Source organism: Colwellia sp. MB3u-8 (genome assembly GCF_014076985.1).
In the GTDB taxonomy this organism is placed as follows: domain Bacteria; phylum Pseudomonadota; class Gammaproteobacteria; order Enterobacterales; family Alteromonadaceae; genus Cognaticolwellia.
This window is the reverse complement of sequence record NZ_JACGVA010000038.1, coordinates 1-20038: the sequence shown is the minus strand read 5'-3', so window position 1 is coordinate 20038 and position 20038 is coordinate 1. Positions and strand designations below refer to the sequence as shown.

The 20038-nt window shown below is 39.6% G+C and carries 17 protein-coding genes and 3 tRNA genes; 8 read left to right on the top strand and 12 right to left on the bottom strand.

What is annotated here, in order from left to right; genetic code table 11:
• Positions 1–39: 39 nt before the first annotated feature.
• From H4J54_RS03955 to ccoN, 8 genes are all read right to left on the bottom strand, one after another.
• Complete coding sequence (locus tag H4J54_RS03955; protein WP_182189656.1) at positions 40–702, bottom strand: sulfite exporter TauE/SafE family protein; 663 nt, start codon at positions 700–702, stop codon at positions 40–42.
• Entirely contained in the window at positions 699–953 is a 255-nt protein-coding gene (gene ccoS / locus H4J54_RS03950) for a cbb3-type cytochrome oxidase assembly protein CcoS (protein WP_182189655.1), read from the bottom strand. Before ccoS ends, H4J54_RS03955 begins: the two co-directional genes overlap by 4 nt.
• Entirely contained in the window at positions 950–3358 is a 2409-nt protein-coding gene (locus H4J54_RS03945; protein ID WP_182189654.1) for a heavy metal translocating P-type ATPase, read from the bottom strand. Before H4J54_RS03945 ends, ccoS begins: the two co-directional genes overlap by 4 nt.
• Positions 3359–3371: 13 nt before the next feature.
• Positions 3372–3872 (bottom strand): FixH family protein, encoded by a 501-nt coding sequence (locus tag H4J54_RS03940; RefSeq protein ID WP_182189653.1) that lies wholly within the window; start codon positions 3870–3872, stop codon positions 3372–3374.
• Positions 3873–4033: 161 nt separating this feature from the next.
• A complete protein-coding gene (ccoP, locus tag H4J54_RS03935; RefSeq protein WP_182189652.1) occupies positions 4034–5017 on the bottom strand; it encodes a cytochrome-c oxidase, cbb3-type subunit III in 984 nt (327 codons plus the stop codon).
• Entirely contained in the window at positions 5010–5216 is a 207-nt protein-coding gene (locus tag H4J54_RS03930) for a cbb3-type cytochrome c oxidase subunit 3 (RefSeq protein WP_220461033.1), read from the bottom strand. The genes ccoP and H4J54_RS03930 overlap by 8 nt, the downstream gene beginning before the upstream one ends.
• A complete protein-coding gene (ccoO, locus tag H4J54_RS03925; RefSeq protein WP_182189651.1) occupies positions 5213–5857 on the bottom strand; it encodes a cytochrome-c oxidase, cbb3-type subunit II in 645 nt (214 codons plus the stop codon). The genes H4J54_RS03930 and ccoO overlap by 4 nt, the downstream gene beginning before the upstream one ends.
• A 10-nt stretch (positions 5858–5867) precedes the next feature.
• Positions 5868–7289, bottom strand: coding sequence for a cytochrome-c oxidase, cbb3-type subunit I (gene ccoN, locus H4J54_RS03920; protein WP_182189650.1), 1422 nt, complete (start codon positions 7287–7289; stop codon positions 5868–5870).
• A 739-nt stretch (positions 7290–8028) separates the two neighbouring features.
• Between ccoN and H4J54_RS03915 the strand changes: the two genes are divergently transcribed.
• Entirely contained in the window at positions 8029–8640 is a 612-nt protein-coding gene (locus tag H4J54_RS03915) for a hypothetical protein (RefSeq protein WP_182189649.1), read from the top strand.
• Positions 8641–8860: 220 nt separating this feature from the next.
• On the opposite strand, the gene H4J54_RS03910 is transcribed toward H4J54_RS03915, so the two are convergent.
• Positions 8861–9478, bottom strand: a complete 618-nt coding sequence (locus tag H4J54_RS03910) for a LysE family translocator (protein WP_182189648.1) — start codon at positions 9476–9478, stop codon at positions 8861–8863.
• Between the two features lie 169 nt (positions 9479–9647).
• Between H4J54_RS03910 and H4J54_RS03905 the strand changes: the two genes are divergently transcribed.
• The 5 genes from H4J54_RS03905 (at position 9648) to H4J54_RS03885 (ending at position 14848) form a co-directional block, all read left to right on the top strand.
• On the top strand, positions 9648–10136 hold the full coding sequence (locus tag H4J54_RS03905; protein WP_259367114.1) for a TlpA disulfide reductase family protein: 489 nt from the start codon (positions 9648–9650) through the stop codon (positions 10134–10136).
• Positions 10137–10147: 11 nt separating this feature from the next.
• The gene (locus tag H4J54_RS03900) at positions 10148–10417 is read left to right on the top strand and encodes a DUF4266 domain-containing protein (RefSeq protein ID WP_259363283.1); all 270 of its coding nucleotides are present in this window, start codon (positions 10148–10150) and stop codon (positions 10415–10417) included.
• A complete protein-coding gene (locus tag H4J54_RS03895; RefSeq protein ID WP_182189647.1) occupies positions 10408–11781 on the top strand; it encodes a DUF3570 domain-containing protein in 1374 nt (457 codons plus the stop codon). Before H4J54_RS03900 ends, H4J54_RS03895 begins: the two co-directional genes overlap by 10 nt.
• A gap of 45 nt (positions 11782–11826) precedes the next feature.
• The gene (locus H4J54_RS03890) at positions 11827–12765 is read left to right on the top strand and encodes an FAD:protein FMN transferase (protein WP_259367113.1); all 939 of its coding nucleotides are present in this window, start codon (positions 11827–11829) and stop codon (positions 12763–12765) included.
• 496 nt (positions 12766–13261) lie between these two features.
• Complete coding sequence (locus H4J54_RS03885; RefSeq protein ID WP_182189693.1) at positions 13262–14848, top strand: M28 family metallopeptidase; 1587 nt, start codon at positions 13262–13264, stop codon at positions 14846–14848.
• 521 nt (positions 14849–15369) lie between these two features.
• Here the strand turns inward: H4J54_RS03885 and H4J54_RS03880 are convergent.
• The 3 genes from H4J54_RS03880 to H4J54_RS03870 all read right to left on the bottom strand — a co-directional run bounded on the left by H4J54_RS03880 (position 15370) and on the right by H4J54_RS03870 (position 15733).
• Positions 15370–15445 (bottom strand) — tRNA-Asn (locus H4J54_RS03880).
• A gap of 69 nt (positions 15446–15514) precedes the next feature.
• Positions 15515–15590 (bottom strand) — tRNA-Asn (locus H4J54_RS03875).
• Between the two features lie 67 nt (positions 15591–15657).
• Positions 15658–15733: transfer RNA gene (locus H4J54_RS03870), tRNA-Asn, on the bottom strand.
• Between the two features lie 555 nt (positions 15734–16288).
• Here H4J54_RS03870 and H4J54_RS03865 point away from each other — a divergent pair.
• Positions 16289–17662: an MATE family efflux transporter gene (locus H4J54_RS03865; RefSeq protein WP_182189646.1), complete on the top strand. Its 1374-nt coding sequence runs from the start codon at positions 16289–16291 to the stop codon at positions 17660–17662.
• A complete protein-coding gene (uvrB, locus tag H4J54_RS03860) occupies positions 17662–19662 on the top strand; it encodes an excinuclease ABC subunit UvrB (protein WP_182189645.1) in 2001 nt (666 codons plus the stop codon). Before H4J54_RS03865 ends, uvrB begins: the two co-directional genes overlap by 1 nt.
• The last annotated feature ends 376 nt before the right edge of the window (positions 19663–20038 follow it).

Here is a 20038-nt window from a genome sequence, read left to right as displayed (position 1 = left end):
CCATGATTTTTTATATATATAAGGTCTATATCAGACACGTTATATATATAAAACGAGTATAGTATAGATGCCGTATGAAATCACTAGGCTGGCTGCCGTCTTTCTAAATAGTGTATGACTCAATAATGATTTAATACTTATGGTGCCCAGTGATACTGAAAGTAAGGCAGGTAAGGTGCCTAGTCCAAAGAAAAACATAATCAAGGCACCATCAAGGGGATCGGCACTAGCCAATGCCCAAGTTAGTGTAGAATATACCAAGCCACAAGGTAACCAGCCCCATAGTGCGCCTAAAGCGAAAGCACTTTGTACGTTTTTAATGGGAATAAATTTTTTAGTCTGTGGTGCTATGTACCGCCAAATACTTTTGCCTAAATGTTCGACGCGGCTTAACCACATAAACCACTGGCCTAAATATAAACCTAACAAGATAAGAAAAACACCCGCGATAGTTTTTAACAGTGAAACAGGTACACCGATATTTTTGGTCGCCATTGAGCTGGTGAATGCGACAAGAGCGCCAATAAGACTATAAGAGGCGATACGACCAAAGTTATAGGCCAATATAATTGCGTATTTTTTATGCCGAGAGGTATCAGAAATCGCCGTCGTCAACATGGTGCTGATACCACCACACATTACTATACAATGGCCTGAGCCTAATAATCCGATGACAAATGCGGAGAAATAATCAAGGCTCATAGACTATTTTTTTTGACCTGTGGGTCTGCTGGCTCTTGTGAGGTGTTTGTTTTGTCTATCTGTTTTTTTATTGGCGCAGCATTATTGCTTTGATGAATGCTTTGTTTATCATTATCATCTTCAAATAAAATGCTCATGCCTTGCTTTTCTAAATCATCAAATTGCTCAGTTTTTACCGCCCAAAAAAAGAGATAAATACCAATAGCGGTAAGTAAAATAGCAATGGGAATTAATACGTATATCACACTCATTTTTTTAATAACCTTAAAGAATTACTTACCACTAGTATTGAACTGGCCGACATACCAATGACTGCCATATATGGCGCTATATAGCCCATAACCGCTAATGGCAATACAATGGCATTATAACTAAAAGCCCAAAGGTAATTTTGCTTTATAATTCGCGCAGTACTTAAGGATACCTGTCGCAGTGTTTGCACACCTTTGAGTTTATTGTTCAGTAATATCACATCCGCACCGCTTTTAGCAATATCAGTACCACTACCCATGGCAATGGACAAATGCGCCGCACCCAATACAGGGGTATCGTTGACGCCATCACCTATCATAGCTACAGCATGTGAAGCTTGCTGTAGTTTAATCGCGTTGACTTTGTCTTGTGCAGATAAATCTGCTTGCACGCTATTAAGGTGCAGTTTTGCTTGTAATTTATCACAGCCTTGTTGATGATCACCCGATAACATGACAGTTTTAATGTTTTCATGATGTAAAAAATCAATTAAGGCTTTAGCATCTTCACGCAGGCCATCATGTAAATAAAATTCAGCCACTAAGTTATCATCTTGCATTAATACGCACTGCGCACTGTGCGCACTGTGCGCACTGTTGTCATTATTACTGAGTAGCCATGAGTTTTTACCAATTCTGTAATACTGGTGATTAACCTCACCAGAAATACCAGCACCTGGCGCAACCACCACTTGAGTTGTTGTTTGGCTAAAATCACGAAACTGGCTAAAGGCTTTTGCTAGGGGGTGAGCAGAGTGTGCCTCTAACGCCGCCGCAATAGCCAACACTTGTTGTTGTCCATCTGGAGCATTTTTATCTGCAAATGCGCCATAAGTTTTGACTGCGGTAATGGTAAATTCACCCGTTGTTAAGGTGCCGGTTTTATCAAAAGCCATCACCTCAATTTCAGGCATAGTTTCTAGCACATGTGCTGATTTAATCATGATCCCTTCACGGTTAAGGCGAGTGGTTGCACAAGTTAATGCCGTAGGTGTTGCTAATGACAGAGCACAGGGACAAGTTACCACTAGAACAGACAAGGTGATCCAAAACGCTTCTGCTGGTTGATGTTGAGACCAATATATTGCGGTAGCAATGGCAACAACTAGGATAAGAGCCACAAAATATTGGGCAATTTTATCTGACAATTGCGCCAATTTAGGTTTATGGCTTTGGGCACTTTCACTTAAGCGAATTAATTGGCTTAAAAATGATTCTTGGTTACTGTGGTTAACTTTTGCTGTTAAGTTACCATCACCATTTATGGTGCCGGCATAAAGATTATCTAGCGTGGTTTTATGCAACGGCAGTTGTTCACCAGAGAGCATGGCTTCATTGATTTGGCTAGTGCCCGTTATTATTTCGCAATCTGCGGGTATGGTTTCACCGGGTTTTATTAAAATAATATCATCCGCTTTTAAATGTGTTGCTGAGATAAAGCTTTCAATGCCCTGTTCAATTTTAGTGGCGGTCATCGGCATTAATTTTAATAAATTTGCCGAGATGTCAGCAGCGCGGCTGCGGGCCCTAAACTCTAGAAATTTACCAATTAGTAATAAAAAGGTAAACATGGAAACAGACTCGAAATACACTTCACCTTGCTGGGTAAATGTAGCCCAAACGCTAGCAAGAAAAGCCAGGCTAATCGCAATAGAGACAGGTACATCCATTGAAAGTTGTCGCGCTTTCAAGGCAAAAAAAGCACTTTTATAAAACGGAAAGGCGCCATAGCTAACAATGGGTAGGGTTAAGAAAAGGCTGGCCCAGCGCAAATACTGTACATTGTACTCAGCCATATCGGCAAAAGCACCAAAGTATAAACCAAACGCTATCATCATGACTTGCATCATTAAAATGCCTGAAATGCCTAAGCGTTTAATAAAGTTTTTTGCTTGTTTTTTATTGGCCTTTTCAGCTGTACTGGCTTTAAAGGGAAGGGCGTGATAGCCAATTTTATCAATTAAACTCAGTATCTCACTGAGTTTAACTTGGCTCTCTTGCCACTGGACTGTTGCCCTTTGTGTCGTGGCGTTAACATTAATTTTATTAATGCCATCAAGTTTTCTGATTTGCATTTCTATTAACCAAGCACATGCTGAGCAACTTATACCTTCAATGGTTAATATAGTTTCTTTAAAACCATCATGATAATAAGCAAACTCGTTTTGTAAGCTTTCATCATCAAGCACTTTATTGCGTTGCAGTTGTTCAGGTATTAATACTTCGCCTTTTTGTGCTGGCGCACTGCGAAAACGGTAATAGTCAGTTAAATTGTTGTCGACAATAGTTTGTGCTACCGCTTGGCAACCTATGCAGCACATAGGTTGGTTAATATTTTCAATACTCGTGGTTAAATTAATGCCATTGGGTACGGGCTCACCGCAATGAAAACAGTCTAGGTTCATTAAGCTTGGCTCATTAATTTGCTTGGGCTGTGTCCGGTGTTATCGCAATAAAATCGGATTGAGGTAGGGTGATCTCGGCTTGAATTTTCCAGTGATTTTCAAACGGGGTGATGGTTACCTGCCATTTACCGGCCACATTTTTATCAGCTTCAAAAAGGTGGCTAAAGTCACCGTTGCCATCAGGCGTTAATACTAAAGAGAAATCTCTATCCGCTAGGGTTGGGTGGTAAAAATTGACATTAAGTAAGGGAAATTCTTTTTCGATACCCGTTGGACGAATAATAAGCTGATCGTCAACAAGTTTTAAACCAAAACTCATACCCAGTTTCTGCGCTTGTTTAATTTTACCCAATTCAAGGTTAATCGCTTTGCCTTTTTTATAATAATCACCGACAACAAGTGTATCAGGATTAGTATTGGCAATAATGAAGGTGACAATGCCAGCAACTACTGCTGTAAAAGGCAATATAAATACAAACCATGCCCAAGGTTCTCGGTACCAAGATGTTTTCATGAAAATTTCTTCTATGCTAAGAGAATAAGTATTATACGACTATTCTTAAGTGGTAACTATTAAAAAAATGCTAATTTAGTGAACTTTCATATTCGGATAAATAAAAAAGCCTTGGCAAATTAAACCACCAAGGCTTTGTTTTTAATGCTTATTTTAAGGTTCTACTCTTGCGATAAGCTATAGATATAAGCACTGATGACATGAATTTTTTGTTCACCTAGGATTTTATCCCAAGCCGGCATTACGCCAGCACGACCATTAGCAATTGACATTTCAACAGCACGCGGTGAACCACCATATAACCAAATATTATCTGTTAAGTTAGGCGCACCTAATGCAATACCCATTGCATCACTACCTTTGCCTTCGCTACCGTGACAAGCCGCACACATGGCAAATTTAACTTTACCCGCTTCTGCTGCTTTTGTGTCAACTTCACGACCACTTAAACTCAAAACATAGGCGGTAACTTCTTTAACACCTTGTTCGCCGCCTAATGCTGCACTCCAAGCTATCATGCCATTTGCCTTACGGCCATGGATGAGAGTAGCTTTGATCATTTCAGGTGAGCCACCGTATAACCAATCTTTATCAGCTAGATTAGGAAAACCAGTAGCACCACGCGCATCAGAACCATGACACTGAGAACAGTTTTGTAAATACAAGCGTTGTCCGACTTTACGTGCAGACGTTGCTTCATCATCATTAGCGGTAGCTAAGTCAATAATTTTACGCTCTGCATAGGCATCAAAAATAGGGCCATATTTTTCACCTGCAGCAGCAATTTCTCGGTCGTACTGTACTAACATGCCCGCTGCTTTCGCATTAGCAATGCTTGCTTTTGATTCTGATAAATTTAAAATGCCTTGGTTAGAGCTCTTCCAGCCTAATAGGCCTTGAAAGTTACCTAAACCTGGATAAAGCAGTAAATAGCCAAAACCCCAGATAATGGTTAATAAGAAGAAGGTACTCCACCATTTCGGTAATGGGTTGTTCAATTCTTCAATACCGTCAAAGACATGACCCGTAGGCTCACCTTCTTCAACGTCTGCAAAGTTCTTTAAGCAATAGTTCAATAATAGATAACAACCCACTAATGTACCCAAGGTAAGAACGGTAATCCAAATACTCCAGAAGCTAGACATTGTTATTAGTCTCCTGTTTGTTATTTTTGTCAGAGTGCTTTAATTCAGTTTCAGTATCTTCTTCAAAAATTGAATTTGCCGCTTCATCAAACGCTGATTTGCGTTTTTTTGAATACGACCAAACCACAATGACAATAAATAATGCCAATATTAATAGGGCAACTAGCCCTCTAAGCGTGCCGTAGTCTATAGTTATCATTTCAGTGCATGACCTAGAGATTGTAAATAGGCAATCAACGCTGTCATCTCGGTTTTACCTGCAACAGAGTTTTTTGCATTAGCAAGTTCAGCTTCAGAGTAAAGCGGAATAGCATTACCTTGCTCGTCTTTATGGCTACGATTACGGGTTAAGAAATTAAATGTTGATAATTTCTTCTCCGTTAATTCGCCGTCAAGCTTAGTTTCAGCTAACCATTTAAACGAAGGCATATTTGACTCAGGTACAACTGAACGAGGGTCAAGTAAATGCGCAAGATGCCAATCGTCGCTGTAACGACCACCAACACGTGCTAAATCAGGGCCTGTTCGTTTAGAACCCCATAAAAATGGATGTTCCCATACGCCTTCACCAGCAACAGAGTAGTGACCGTAACGCTCAGTTTCAGCACGAAAAGGGCGTATCATTTGGCTGTGACAAACATTGCAACCTTCGCGGATATAAATATCACGACCTTCCATCTCTAAAGCGGTATAAGGTCTTAGGTTATCAACCGGTGTTGTGGTGGCTTTTTGAAAGAACAACGGCGTAATTTCAACTAAACCACCTATGCTGATTGCAAGAATAGTAAAAATAGCGAACAGACCAACATTTTTTTCAAATTTTTCATGTTTATTTTTCATTGTCGGCTCCCTAACTTATTTCAAGTGGCTTAAGACTATTGTCTTTAGCATAGATTGTTTTGTACATGTTATAAGCCATCAATAAGAAACCAACAACAACCAATACACCACCAACAAAACGCATAAAGTAGAAAGGTTTAGAGGCAACTAAACTTTCAACAAAGCTGTAAGTTAACGTACCATCAGTGTTAACAGCCCTCCACATTAACCCTTGCATGACACCTGAAATCCACATAGCTACTATGTACAAAACGATACCTGATGTGTGTAACCAAAAATGCACGTTGATCAATCTAGTACTGTACATGCGACCTTGATTAAATAACACGGGAATTAAGTGGTACATAGCGCCAATTGTCACCATAGCAACCCAACCTAAAGCACCCGAATGTACATGACCTATAGTCCAATCTGTGTAATGAGATAATGCATTCACCGATTTAATCGCCATCATAGGGCCTTCAAAGGTAGACATACCGTAAAAGGACAATGAAACAATTAAGAAGCGCAAAATAGGGTCGTAGCGAAGTTTATGCCACGCACCAGAAAGCGTCATAATGCCGTTAATCATACCACCCCAAGAAGGTAAGAATAATACGATTGACATCACCATACCTACTGACTGAGCCCAATCAGGTAATGCAGTGTAATGTAAATGATGAGGACCTGCCCAAATGTACAATGAAATTAATGCCCAAAAATGAACAATTGACAAACGGTAAGAATAAACTGGACGTTCAGCTTGTTTTGGTACGAAGTAATACATCATACCCAAGAAACCAGCTGTCAGTAAGAAGCCTACGGCATTGTGTCCATACCACCACTGCATCATAGCATCGATAGCGCCAGAATATATTGAGTAGGACTTAAACATCGACACCGGAATAACCATGCTATTTCCGATGTGCAACACGGCTACCGTGAGAATAAAACCACCAAAAAACCAGTTTGCAACATAGATGTGAGATGTCTTACGTTTGACTAAGGTGCCAAAAAACACAATGGCGTAACTAATCCAGACCACAGCAATTAAAATGTCAATCGGCCATTCTAATTCGGCATACTCCTTACTTGAAGTATAACCCATAGGTAAAGTGATAATGGCAAGCACGATAACAGCTTGCCAACCCCAAAAGGTAAAGGCGACTAATTTTCCACCAAACAAAACTGATTTACAGGTGCGCTGAACAACATAATATGAAGTAGCGAAGAGTGCACTGGTGCCAAAAGCAAAAATTACCACATTGGTATGCAGTGGACGAAGACGAGAATAGGTTAGCCAAGGTGTTTCAAAATTTAGTGCAGGCCAAATTAATTGCGCGGCAATAAGTACACCTAATGCAGTACCAAAGATCCCCCAAATAACTGTCATTACGGTGAATTGACGCACCACATTGAAGTTATATGACGGATGTTCAAGCGTTGTTGTCATTTTTATTGTTCCGTTACTAAGTTAAATTTTGCATTTTTCATGAAAAACTTTCAGTAAAAAATAAACTTTTTCATGAAAAATGCTGAGAAGCTACGTAATTTTGTAATTTTACCTTTCGCCTATGCCATAAATCAACCGTAAATCTTGATTTAAATCAACAAAAAAAGTCTGTTGCTGCAATATTGTTCAATAAGTTAATAAGCAAGTGCTGATTAATCTTTTTACTCGTTTTCTTATTAGTTTTTTACTAGTAAAAGAAGACCATTTGAAATGGGCTAATTTAGCAGGAAAACGAATCAAGCCATGGTTGATATTTACACGATTAAATTAAAGATAAATGGTGGCAACTCAATAATATTTGGCAGATAGGTTTGGCAAACATCGAAGAGCTAACTACATGATACGCTTTTTAAACTATTTAACACTAGTCGCTGGGTTTAATTTAGAAAGTATCTGATTGAACATTTTCTGTTAAAAAATAAAAAAATCACCAAGGCAACTTTAATACCAAGGAAACTTTAATATTAGTTAAGCCCATGTTGTTATTTTGTCATTGACCTTTACTTTAATTACTAAGCATTACGGGGTTAATCTTGTGTAAGATCATAGCAAAAGTGAACTCTGCGTTTTTTGTTGAAAATCTGCTATGACGTATTAAATACAAGCCAATAAAAAAGTGATAAATATCACCAAGGTTTGTGTATCATGACCGACAAATATCTTTCTTTTATAGCATTTAATGAATATTTCCAAAAAATTAGCGCAAGGCATTTTATTAATAGGGTTAGCCATTCTATTGACCGCTTGTAGTCCCCAAGAAAAGGTTAACCCAACAGTGGGTGTTCAGAGCGTGCGCACCGCACAGTGCATTGCTCAGCAAAGCCAATGTCAATTCGACTTAGCAGGAGGGCGAGTTCAAGTCCTATTTACTGTTGATAGAATAGTTGCTGAGCAGGCATTTAATATGGTGTTGAATTATCAAGGTGCACAAGCACTGACCAGCGTTAGTGGTTATCTTGAAGGTGTTAACATGTATATGGGGAAAATACCTTTGTTTATTGAAGAGGATTTTCCAAACAATAGAATAAATAACAAAAAGTTAGACAATTTAACACCAGAGCAAATCGATATAACTCAGTTAAAGATAGAGAGTGAATTTGATAGTACATTTGAGAGTACAATTGAGAGTACAATTGAGAGTGAAACAGCAAGTAAACAAGTGTTTCAAACCGAGGTACTGGTCGGCAGTTGTTCCGCCGAGGAGATGACATGGCGCATATGGTTAACCTTCACCACAGTTGAACAAAAAACCTATACAAAAATGTTAACTGTGGCAAGTTATCGAAGCTGAAAGCTCAACAACCATATGAGTTTTATTTAGTGGGTGATCTTGTTGCACGCAGATTTTGTTACAGGGTCAAATCACCTATGGTAATAACTGAATAAAATGAGTCTATGCCACTACAAATCATCATTAGTTAGTGATCCGCTTTAAACATTTTCCAGTGAATTCATACCCAAATAATAAGCTTTGTATCACTGTTAAGTGTAAAGGCTTCGTTTAACTTATATCAGCTCATGGCTAACCAAATAGCGACTAATATCATTAAACAGCCTGATATTCTATTAAGGAGTTGTACATTGTTTCTTTGGGTCAATAGCTTACCAAGAGTTTTGCCACCAGTGGCGTATAGGGTCATACAAACAAATTCTGATATTAATATTACTGCCACTAAAATGCTTAATTGTGGTGCCAATGGCAGGCTTTGGCTAATAAAAGGGGGTAATAGCGAAATCATAAATGCCCAACCTTTTGGATTGGCTATGGCAGTAAAAAATCCTTGTTGAAATAAGCTGCGCTTTTTAATGACTTGTTGTTGATTTGAATTGGTCAAAAGTTTGCCTTTAGCTCGGCACATATTAATACCAACATATAATAAATATAATGCCCCCATTATTTTAAACGCTTGAAATAGTTCGGGGAACTTAGTCATTATCGTCGCAACACCTAATACAGAGGCAACAGCTACAGTAGCAACACCGAGTAACTCCCCATACATCATCCATAATGTTTTTCTCACCCCTATGGTAATCCCTAAGCTCATGGCTAATGTCATACACATACCTGGCGTTAAGCTAACAATAAAAAATGTTGGGATAAATAAGCTGAGCAGGGTGATATCAATCAAGGTAAAAACTTCCAGTAAAAAAGGTTAAGTAAATATGTCAGCGATAATAACGTAACTTTGCTGATTAGAGAAAATTTATATCCAATGTTTTTATTAAACCTTAAGGATTTCTTAAGAAAAATAAAATAAAGTGATGACCTTAAAACTAGACCAATGAATTTTACTGTTTATGCCAAAAATTTCACCAAAATTAATTAACACTTTTGCCGTATTGGCGTTATTACTCTCCTTGTTGCTGGTTAAAAATACTCAGGCGATGTCGGTACCAGAAACTAAGTTGCAGCAAACATTAGCCGAACACCGAGGACAAGTAGTTTATCTTGATTTTTGGGCCTCTTGGTGCGGGCCATGTCGTAAGTCATTTCCTTGGATGAACGAAATGCAGCAAAAATATCGTGATCAGGGTTTTGTCATCATTAGTGTCAATGTTGATGCGGAAAAAACATTAGCAAAAGAATTTTTGTTAGAAAATCCGGCGAACTTCTTAGTTATCTATGATCCCGAAGGCGACATAGCGCAACAATTTAATATTCAAGGTATGCCAAGTAGCTTATTAATTGACAAACAGGGTAAGGTGCAGCAGGCACATACAGGATTTTTTACGAATAAAGTAAAGCTTTATGAAACGCAATTAATGGCGTTATTAGCAGTTAAATAGGGAGTAGATTGATGAAAATATTTCAGGTCAAAAAAAATTACTTTAATGCGGATTTACCTTCGCCAATAATTAAGTATTCGTTATTGTCAGCGGCAATCTTTTTAGCCAGTGGCTGTTCATCATTAGGCGTACAGCCATGGGAGCGTGATTTATTAGCGAAAGAAGAGATGGCGTTAACCTCTTCAGCGATAGATTCTGCGCTTGATGATCATATCTATTTCAGCAAAGAAGCGTCAAGTGGTGGTAAAGGTTTTGGTGGCGGAGGTTGCGGATGCAATTAAATCACAAAAAGACGCCAATAAACATTAAGGCAGCATTGACTATTGCTACCTCGGCGTTATTAGGCACATTACCTGTTATTGCCAATGCAGCAGACGACACAACGACACCTGCAAAAGCACAGCAAGAATCTTCTTGGGATTTTGAGAGTGCATTTTTATATTATAGTGAAAGCGACCGCGTTTCAGCCGCCGAAGCGGTTATAAGCGCTCAAAAAACTTTTGAAAATGAAGAAGTGTTGAATCTAAAGTTAACCATAGATTCACTCACCGGTGCCTCGGCTACTGGCGCAGCGGCACAACCGAATGTGCAAACATTTACCCGACCTTCAGGCAAGGGAAGTTATCAAACGCAAGCCGGTAAAACCCCGTTAGACGACACATTTAAAGATACTCGCGTACAGCTAAATGCTCAGTGGACTCAGCCGTTAGCAGAAAACTATACCGGTAGTGCAGGTGTTCATATTTCAAAAGAATATGATTATTTATCACTGGGGGTTAATGGCAACCTTGCGTATGACTTTAACAATAAAAACTCAACATTTTCTGTAGGGTTAAGTTACTTTCAAGACACATTTACACCAGAAGGTGGTATTCCAGTAGCCTTCGCATCAATGCCATCGGCTTATGATAACGACGACGAATATGGCATTGACGAAGAGAGTGAAGATGAGACAGTAAATAGTGCGGGTAAAACGGCTTTTAATGCTACGCGCAGAACAGATAGTGACGACAAAACTACGGCAGATATCATGTTTGGTTTTACACAAGTTATCAATCGTCGCATGATCACCCAGTTTAATTACTCTTACTCAAAAGTTGATGGTTATTTAAGCGACCCTTTTAAAATGTTAAGTTTGGTCAATAGCGAAGGCATTGCGCAAGACTATCTTTATGAAAACCGGCCTGACAGTCGCGTTAAGCAAAGTGTATTTGCACAAACTAAATATCACTTTGAACAAAACGTTATTGATATCTCTTATCGTTATATGTGGGATGACTGGGCAATAGACTCTCATACTATTGATTCAAGGTTGAGAATACCTTTGTCTCGTAATAGTTATATCGAGCCTCACTTTAGATTTTATCAACAAAGTGCTGCTGACTTTTATCAACCATTTTTAGCACAATCGAATGCCATTCCAGCGTTTGCGAGTGCAGATTATCGGATTGGAGAAATGAGCGCATACACCTTAGGGGTGAAGTACGGTATGACGCTTAGCGACGGTAATGACTTGTCTTTTAGGTTAGAGTATTATCGACAAGACCCTAAAAATTCAGGCGTTCAAGCACCGGGTGCGCTAGCAGAAGTTGACTTATATGAAAGTGTAGACGCGATTATCGCTCAAGTTAGCTATTCATTTTAATTTCGCTGAACTTTGCTGGACTTCGCTTAAATACGCAGGGACGCGTTGAAAAACAAAATGGCGGTAAAAATTGGAGAACACTTGAAGAAAAAGCCAGTTAGACAAGTTGAAATAACAGCAACTGATGATGGCCATTGTCTGCGTTTTGATGCCATGGCCAGTCCTTGTGAAGTACTAGTGGCTAGCAAGGATAACAAGCTTGCATTGACCTTAGGTAAGCTTATTGCTGATGAAGTATGGCGCATTGAAGATAAATATTCACGTTATCAAGCCACCAGTGTTTGTTCTGCTATAAATAATAGTGGCGGTCAGGCGTTAGCTATAGATCAAGAAACCTATTTGTTATTAAACTTTGCTGATACTTGTTATAAACTCAGCGAGGGTGTTTTTGACATAACATCCGGGGTATTGCGGCAAGTTTGGCAATTTGATGGTAGCGACAATATTCCTCATGATAGGGATGTACAAAAAAGCTTAGAAAACATCGGTTGGCATAAAATTTTTTTTGATGAACAGCAAATCATAATGCCAGAGCATATGGAAATAGACTTTGGCGGAATTGGTAAAGAATACGCAGTAGACAGAGCGATGATCATTGCCAACGAATTTACTCAATTGCCGCTACTGGTTAATTTAGGTGGAGATTTAGCCGCTAATAAACCCCGTAAAACCAATGTGCCATGGCAAGTAGGCATTGAGCACCCAGGTTTTATTGAACGCAAGCCTATGGTGGTGAGTTTGTTAAAAGGTGCATTAGCCACTAGCGGTGACGCAAAGCGCTTTTTATTCAAAGATAATGTTCGTTATAGCCATATTTTAAATGCAAAAACCGGTTGGCCAGTTGTACAAGCGCCACGCTCTATTACGGTAGTGGCACCACAATGTATTCAAGCCGGAATATTAGCCACATTAGCCTTAATGCAGGGGCCGCAGGCGGAAGGTTTTTTGACCGAGCAAGAGATTAAATTTTGGGCTATTCGTTAACATCCCTATTAGTTAGCACGTATAGGGCGTAAATTTATTGCTCCTTGCCACTGTCTTTATCAAGCCAATAACATATCAAGTTAACCTTCCTATAGCCGTGTTTAAAATAGCGGCGTTTAAGCCGCATTTACGCCAGGTTAATGCCTTGGCCTGGTAAATAACCACAAGTAAAATACCCGCTGAATACCGGCTAAACATCCACTTAATTAAGTTATCTTTCCTAACTTTAATCAGCGAGTTAATTCGTTTGATATCATGGCTAAGTAACTGCAGTCCGTCGCTTAATTTTTAATGACTCATTTAACAAGTACCTTGTATTAATTGGGTATTTCTAGCGTTTTGTGAGGAATACCGTTAGTCTGATAGGTGATTTAAATTCACCATTAATTTTATGACTTTTAAACTGTGGTGAATAAACTTTAGGAGAATTAAGTTGAGTTATATTCGTGAAAAACGTCAGCAAATACTGCTAGGTGCTGGCGCCTTATTACTGTCGATGAGTGCTTGTGCTCAGGATAATTTCATTGCAGCGTATCAATCGTTTGATATTAACGCGATAAAAGCTGATGTAAAAAAATTATCTTCAGATAAATTCGCTGGCCGTGAACCATCAACTGAAGGTGAAATATTAACCACCAATATGTTGATTTCGAGATTCAAAAAACTAGGTTTAACGCCTGGTAATGGCGACAGTTATCTTCAAGCTGTACCTATGAATAGTATAGTGAGTGAGCCAGTTGGCACCTTAACCATTGCCGATATAGCCTTTGATTTCCCTAAAAACTATGTGGCTAGCTCACGTCAAACACGTGAACAAATTAGCCTTGAAAACTCTGAGTTAGTTTTCGTTGGTTATGGCATCAACGCACCTGAGTATCAATGGAATGATTATAAAAATATTGATGTCAAAGGAAAGACGGTTGTTGTTTTAGTTAACGACCCAGGTTATGCCTCACAAGACCCCGCACTGTTTGATGGCAATACCATGACCTATTACGGTCGCTGGACTTATAAATATGAAGAAGCGGCCCGTCAAGGCGCTGCTGGCGCTATTATAGTGCATGAAACCAAACCTGCTAGTTACGGTTGGAATGTTATCGAAAGCAGCTGGACTGGCGCGCAATACCATCTACCAGCCAAAGAAGTGAATGAAGCCGTTGTTGATGTTGAAATGTGGATCAGTACAGAAAAAGCACACGAGTTAATGGCGAAAGCTGGTTTAGATTTTAACACCTTAAAAGCTCAAGCATTGTCGAATAAATTTCAAGCTGTGCCACTTAAACTAAAGGCTAACATCAAAGTTAACAATACGATTACAGCCTCAGTATCTAACAATGTTATCGCGACTATTCCAGGTCGCACTAGCCCTGATGAACATGTTATTTATATGGGACATTGGGATCACCTAGGCTCTACCGTTATTGACGGTAAAACCCTTTACTTTAATGGAGCACATGACAACGCAACAGGTACCGCAGGTTTAATGCATATTGCTAAAGCCTATAAAGCGTTAAACAAAGCCCCTGAACGCTCAGTAACTTTTATGGCGGCAACAGCTGAAGAGCAAGGGCGTTTAGGCTCACGTTATTTTGCTAACCACCCAACCATGCCATTAAATAAAATCGTAGGTTTGATCAACATGGACAGCCTAGACATTTCAGGCTTGAAAACTGACTTAACTGTTGTCGGTTTTGGTAAGTCGGCACTTGAAGATTATTTAGCAAAAGCGGCTAAAAGCCAAGGCCGTATCCTAACCCCTGAGCAAACCCCTGAACGAGGCTACTATTATCGTTCAGACCACTTTAGTTTGGCAAAGAAAGGCGTACCGGCATTAAGTGCTGGTGGTGGCTCTACTTGGCTTAATGCCGAGCAAAAAGCCATTGGTGAGCAAGTGTCTGCTTTAGTCGCTAAGTGTTATCACCAAACCTGTGACGAATACAATGAAAACTGGGGCTGGCAGGGCATGATCGCAGAGCTGCAAGTCTTCTTTGAAACCGGCTATATGTTAAGCAACACCAAAGACTGGCCAAATTGGCGTGAAGGCAGTGAGTTTAAAGTCACTCGCGATGCCATGATGAAATAAGTTATTAAGCTTAAAATATCAATACAGGGCTAGATGAAAATCTAGCCCTTTTTTACAGGCTAATTTATATAAGCACTTTTGAAATAAACCCTTTAAGAAAAATAAGACCGGCTGCCGATGTTTTTTGGCCTATAGCATTAATCACCCGCTTAACGGTTGTCAGACTAAAGTCCGACCTACAAAAAAAAGCACAAAAAAATGGCTTAAATTTACATCGTCACTCGTAGGTTCTATGTAGGATGGACTTCAGTCTATCAGGTTAAATGAAATTTAACGGCTTTTGGTATTAAGACTAATGAAGAAAAATAAACCCTGCTGCCGATGTTTTTTGGCCTATAGCATTAATCACTCGCTTAACGGTTGTCGGACTAAAGTCCGACCTACAAAGAAATGACAAATGCTTATTAATTACAAAAGCGGGGCTGTTGCTCTGTTGCTCTACCAAGTGATTTTTTGAGGGATAGTCGTTCATCAAATTCAAGACGAAAAAAAACCTGCTTAAAAAAGCAGGTTCTTTAATGTGGCTCCTCAACTTGGACTTGAACCAAGGACAAACGGATTAACAGTCCGTTGCTCTACCAACTGAGCTATTGAGGAATTGTTCTTTCTACTATACTTGCTAATATAACCGCTAGCAATATCACGACTAGCCATTACATCTTAATGTGGCTCCTCAACTTGGACTTGAACCAAGGACAAACGGATTAACAGTCCGTTGCTCTACCAACTGAGCTATTGAGGAATTGTGCTTCTACTACTTTCTACTATAGCCGTTTCTATATTAAAATAAAAACCACTACTTCTTAATTTGGCTCCTCAACTTGGACTTGAACCAAGGACAAACGGATTAACAGTCCGTTGCTCTACCAACTGAGCTATTGAGGAATTGTTTTGAAAGCCGCTACTGGCTAACGGGGCCGAATATTAAAGGCCGCATGTCATACTGTCAACACAAAAGTTAGAAAAAAATCATTTTATTGCTCGTTTGCTCAAATTGCAGGCATTGTTGATAACATTCCTGCATTTTATGATGAATAAATACTCAGCACTAAAAATAACAACTAAAAATAGAGTTATCCACTTTATCTGTGGATAACTATGTGGGTTAAAGTGTACGTTTACGTAAGGCAAACGGTAGAATGCGGCTTGTAGCCAAATAGAGATTTTTAAGACTAACTTTAAATATTAATTAATAACAAGTAGTTAGTGTAATATTGTCGTGTTTTTGCTCATGTTCGTGTGTTTTTTGTTCAAGAGTGATGTTTTATACATTTATGGTGTTTTTTGCAAAGAGCAGCGTCGTCTATTTTATTTCAACTATATGGTTTTTTCTTCAAGTGGTGACATTATTATCACTAATAAAATATATACGTAGCGAGACCGATCACGATCTTTTACAATGGCAGGTGTATTCGGCTCATCACTTACGTTCAAAAATTAATGATTAAGACAAAAACTATTCACCAAATAAATTTACTTAAAGACCCCGTAGGTCCAACGTTAAAAACAATGACAGTGCCGATGATCTATGGCCTGATTTTATTGATGACCTTTAACTTAGTTGATACCTTTTTTGTCGGGTTATTGGGCACAGAGCCTTTAGCTGCGATTAGTTTTACTTTTCCTATTACCTTTACCGTGATCAGTCTCACTATAGGTTTAGGGATAGGTACCTCAGCGGTTATTGCAAAAGCGCTGGGTAAAGGTGACAAAGCGTCGGCAAAAAACCTCGCAACCAGCGCATTATATTTGTCAGCAATCATTGTTGGTATGCTTGCCGTTATCGGTTATTTGCTGATTGACGAAACCTTTTTACTTTTAGGGGCTAGCGAAGCACTGCTACCCTTAATCCATCAATATATGGATCTCTGGTTTTTAGGGTGTATTTGTTTAATTGGCCCTATGATAGGTAACGCTATTTTGCGTGCTGATGGCGATACCAAAACACCCAGTATCATTATGGGTAGCGCCGGCTTAATCAATGCCGTATTAGATCCTATTTTTATTTTTGGTTTTGGTCCCGTACCCGCTATGGGTATTGAAGGTGCAGCCATTGCTACCTTAATATCTTGGTTATTCGGTTTAGGCTATGTTTTATATATTTTAGCGATTAAACGCGATTTAATTCACCGCCATTTAATGGCCATTAAAGACTTTATTTATTCGGCACGCAGCATTTTACATATTGGCTTACCTGCAGCGGGCGCAAATATGTTAACACCGGCTGCTTCGGCCGTGTTAACCGCGATTGTAGCTAACTATGGCGCATCAGCCGTAGCTGCTTTTGGGGTGGGGTCAAGAATTGAATCTATTGCCTGTTTAGTGGTGTTAGCGCTGTCGATGACATTACCGCCCTTTATCAGCCAAAACTTGGGTGCCGGCAAGATGAAGCGTGTTGAAGAGGGCTACAAAACCTCAATTAAATTTGTTTTAGGCTTTCAGGTGCTTGTTTATGTTGTGCTCGTGTTAGCCGCGCCGTTTATTGCCGACGTGTTCTCTAAAGAGCAAGCGGTTGCCGATATTATTAAACTTTTCATTTGGATTTTACCGCTAGGCTATGGCTTTCAAGGCGTTATTATTTTAACCAACTCATCATTTAACGCACTGCATAAGCCTATGGTGGCGTTGGTGTTAAGTGTTATTCGTTTATTTATTTGTTATGTGCCGCTAGCTTATATGGGTAGTTTTTGGTTTGGTATAGAAGGATTTTTTATCGGCGCTTTACTTGGAAATGTAGTGATGGCGGCTATTTCTTATGGTTTGTTTAACAAGCAATGTGAAAAAGATCGTGTCACGGTAGAGGTTATTACTTAATGAAAGCGTTAAAAATACATTCAGATTATACTCCCAGTGGCGATCAACCTACGGCCATCGCAAAATTGCTCGATGGTATTGAATCAGGCTTAGCACATCAAACATTATTAGGGGTAACCGGCTCAGGTAAAACTTATACCATAGCCAATGTTATCGAAAAGCTGAATCGTCCCACTATGATGTTAGCGCCAAATAAAACCTTAGCGGCGCAATTATATGGTGAAATGAAAGATTTTTTCCCTGATAACGCCGTAGAATATTTTGTTTCTTACTATGACTACTATCAACCAGAAGCCTATGTGCCAACCACTGATACTTTTATCGAAAAAGATGCCTCGATCAATGAACATATTGAGCAAATGCGCTTATCGGCAACCAAATCACTGTTAGAGCGAAAAGACGTCATTATTATCGCCTCTGTCTCGGCAATTTATGGTTTGGGCGATCCCGAGTCCTACTTGAAAATGATGTTGCATATCAGCGTTGGCGACATTATTAATCAGCGAGACATTTTAAGGCGCTTAGCTGAATTGCAATATGCACGTAATGACATGGCATTTCAGCGCGCCACTTATCGTGTGCGCGGTGATGTTATTGATATTTTCCCTGCTGAATCAGACCGCATGGCCTTACGTATTGAATTATTTGATGAAGAAATTGAGCGCATTAGCATATTTGATCCACTCACCGGTGCTGTTGACCGTACCGTTGCTCGCGTCACTATTTATCCTAAAACCCATTACGCGACACCACGTGAAAAAATAGTGGCAGCGGTTGAAAAAATAAAAATTGAATTAAAAGACAGAGCGACTCAACTTAAAGATAACAATAAACTGATTGAAGAGCAGCGCATAGTGCAACGTACTCAATTTGATATTGAGATGATGACCGAGCTGGGTTATTGCTCCGGCATAGAAAACTACTCGCGCTATTTATCGGGCCGAGGACCAGGAGAGGCACCGCCAACATTATTTGATTACTTGCCCAGCGATGGCTTGTTGATCATTGACGAGTCACACGTCACCGTGCCGCAAATTGGCGCCATGTACAAAGGTGACCGTTCACGCAAAGAAAACCTCGTAGAATATGGCTTTAGACTACCTTCGGCGCTTGATAATCGCCCAATGAAGTTTGAAGAATTTGAAGCCCTGTCGCCGCAAACTATTTACGTTTCTGCCACGCCAAGTCACTATGAACTTGAAAAGTCAGCAGGCGAAATTGCAGAACAAGTCGTTAGGCCCACCGGACTGCTGGACCCCATCATAGAAGTTCGCCCCGTTGACACGCAAGTTGATGATCTCCTGTCTGAAATTCGAAAACGGGTAAAAATTGATGAAAGAGTTTTAGCCACCACATTAACCAAACGTATGGCAGAAGATCTCACCGATTATTTAGACGAACACCAAGTTAAAGCGCGTTACTTACATTCTGATGTGGATACGGTTGAACGGGTAGAAATTATCCGAGATTTTCGTTTAGGAAAGTTTGATGTGCTCGTAGGTATTAACTTACTGCGTGAAGGTTTAGATATGCCAGAAGTTTCTCTAGTGGCGATTCTCGATGCCGATAAAGAAGGATTTTTGCGCTCAGAGCGTTCACTTATTCAAACCATTGGGCGAGCGGCACGTAATATTAATGGCCGAGCAATTCTATATGCTGGGCGCATTACCGGCTCAATGCGTAAAGCAATTGATGAAACCGACCGACGTCGCGTTAAACAGCACCAATACAATCTTGATAACAACATTACCCCGCGGGGCGTTAGACGTAATATTTCTGATGTGATGGACCTTGATGGTGGAAAAACTCGTGCGGCAGCCGCCTTAAAAGCCGCTGAGCCAGCGTCAGAATATGAAACCTTCACCACAAAACAAATTGATGCAAAAGTAAAAGAATTAGAAACAACCATGTTTAATCATGCCCAAAACTTAGAGTTTGAATTAGCCGCGTCGGTACGAGATAAAATTGCTAAATTACGCGATCTGCAGTTGGCGACTTAGCGCGTTAAAAATTTATTTATCCAGTTAATTTTTAGCGGCCAATAATGCTTGTAGAGATTGAAATGTAGGTCGGGTTTTAGCCCGCCAGATTGTCGATGAAAAGTCCGACCTACAAAAATTGTCCAACGCGAGATTGTCATCCACAAGCCTATCTAGCTTCAATGTAAGCCCAATGTAGCTTCGATGTAGGTTAAATGTAGGGTGGACTTCAGTCCATCAAGTTAAATGAAATTTAACTGTGTTTGGTATAAGTTCTGAGAGAAAAAATAATACTAGCTGCCAGTGTTTGTTAACCCACCAAGTTAATTGCCTACATAACGGTTGTCAGACTAAAGTCCGACCTACAAAAAATTAAAAAATTAAAAAATTAAAAAAT

Bases quoted from the DNA above. Each gene is read 5' to 3' on its own strand.
- ccoS (WP_182189655.1), bottom strand. From the start codon at position 953: ATGAGTGTGATATACGTATTAATTCCCATTGCTATTTTACTTACCGCT.
- H4J54_RS03895 (WP_182189647.1), top strand. From the start codon at position 10,408: ATGCAATTAAATCACAAAAAGACGCCAATAAACATTAAGGCAGCATTG.
- H4J54_RS03885 (WP_182189693.1), top strand. From the start codon at position 13,262: ATGAGTGCTTGTGCTCAGGATAATTTCATTGCAGCGTATCAATCGTTT.
- H4J54_RS03955 (WP_182189656.1), bottom strand. From the start codon at position 702: ATGAGCCTTGATTATTTCTCCGCATTTGTCATCGGATTATTAGGCTCA.
- ccoO (WP_182189651.1), bottom strand. From the start codon at position 5,857: ATGAAAAATAAACATGAAAAATTTGAAAAAAATGTTGGTCTGTTCGCT.
- H4J54_RS03945 (WP_182189654.1), bottom strand. From the start codon at position 3,358: ATGAACCTAGACTGTTTTCATTGCGGTGAGCCCGTACCCAATGGCATT.
- H4J54_RS03930 (WP_220461033.1), bottom strand. From the start codon at position 5,216: ATGATAACTATAGACTACGGCACGCTTAGAGGGCTAGTTGCCCTATTA.
- H4J54_RS03900 (WP_259363283.1), top strand. From the start codon at position 10,148: ATGAAAATATTTCAGGTCAAAAAAAATTACTTTAATGCGGATTTACCT.
- uvrB (WP_182189645.1), top strand. From the start codon at position 17,662: ATGAAAGCGTTAAAAATACATTCAGATTATACTCCCAGTGGCGATCAA.
- ccoN (WP_182189650.1), bottom strand. From the start codon at position 7,289: ATGACAACAACGCTTGAACATCCGTCATATAACTTCAATGTGGTGCGT.
- H4J54_RS03915 (WP_182189649.1), top strand. From the start codon at position 8,029: ATGAATATTTCCAAAAAATTAGCGCAAGGCATTTTATTAATAGGGTTA.
- H4J54_RS03940 (WP_182189653.1), bottom strand. From the start codon at position 3,872: ATGAAAACATCTTGGTACCGAGAACCTTGGGCATGGTTTGTATTTATA.
- ccoP (WP_182189652.1), bottom strand. From the start codon at position 5,017: ATGTCTAGCTTCTGGAGTATTTGGATTACCGTTCTTACCTTGGGTACA.
- H4J54_RS03905 (WP_259367114.1), top strand. From the start codon at position 9,648: ATGCCAAAAATTTCACCAAAATTAATTAACACTTTTGCCGTATTGGCG.
- H4J54_RS03865 (WP_182189646.1), top strand. From the start codon at position 16,289: ATGATTAAGACAAAAACTATTCACCAAATAAATTTACTTAAAGACCCC.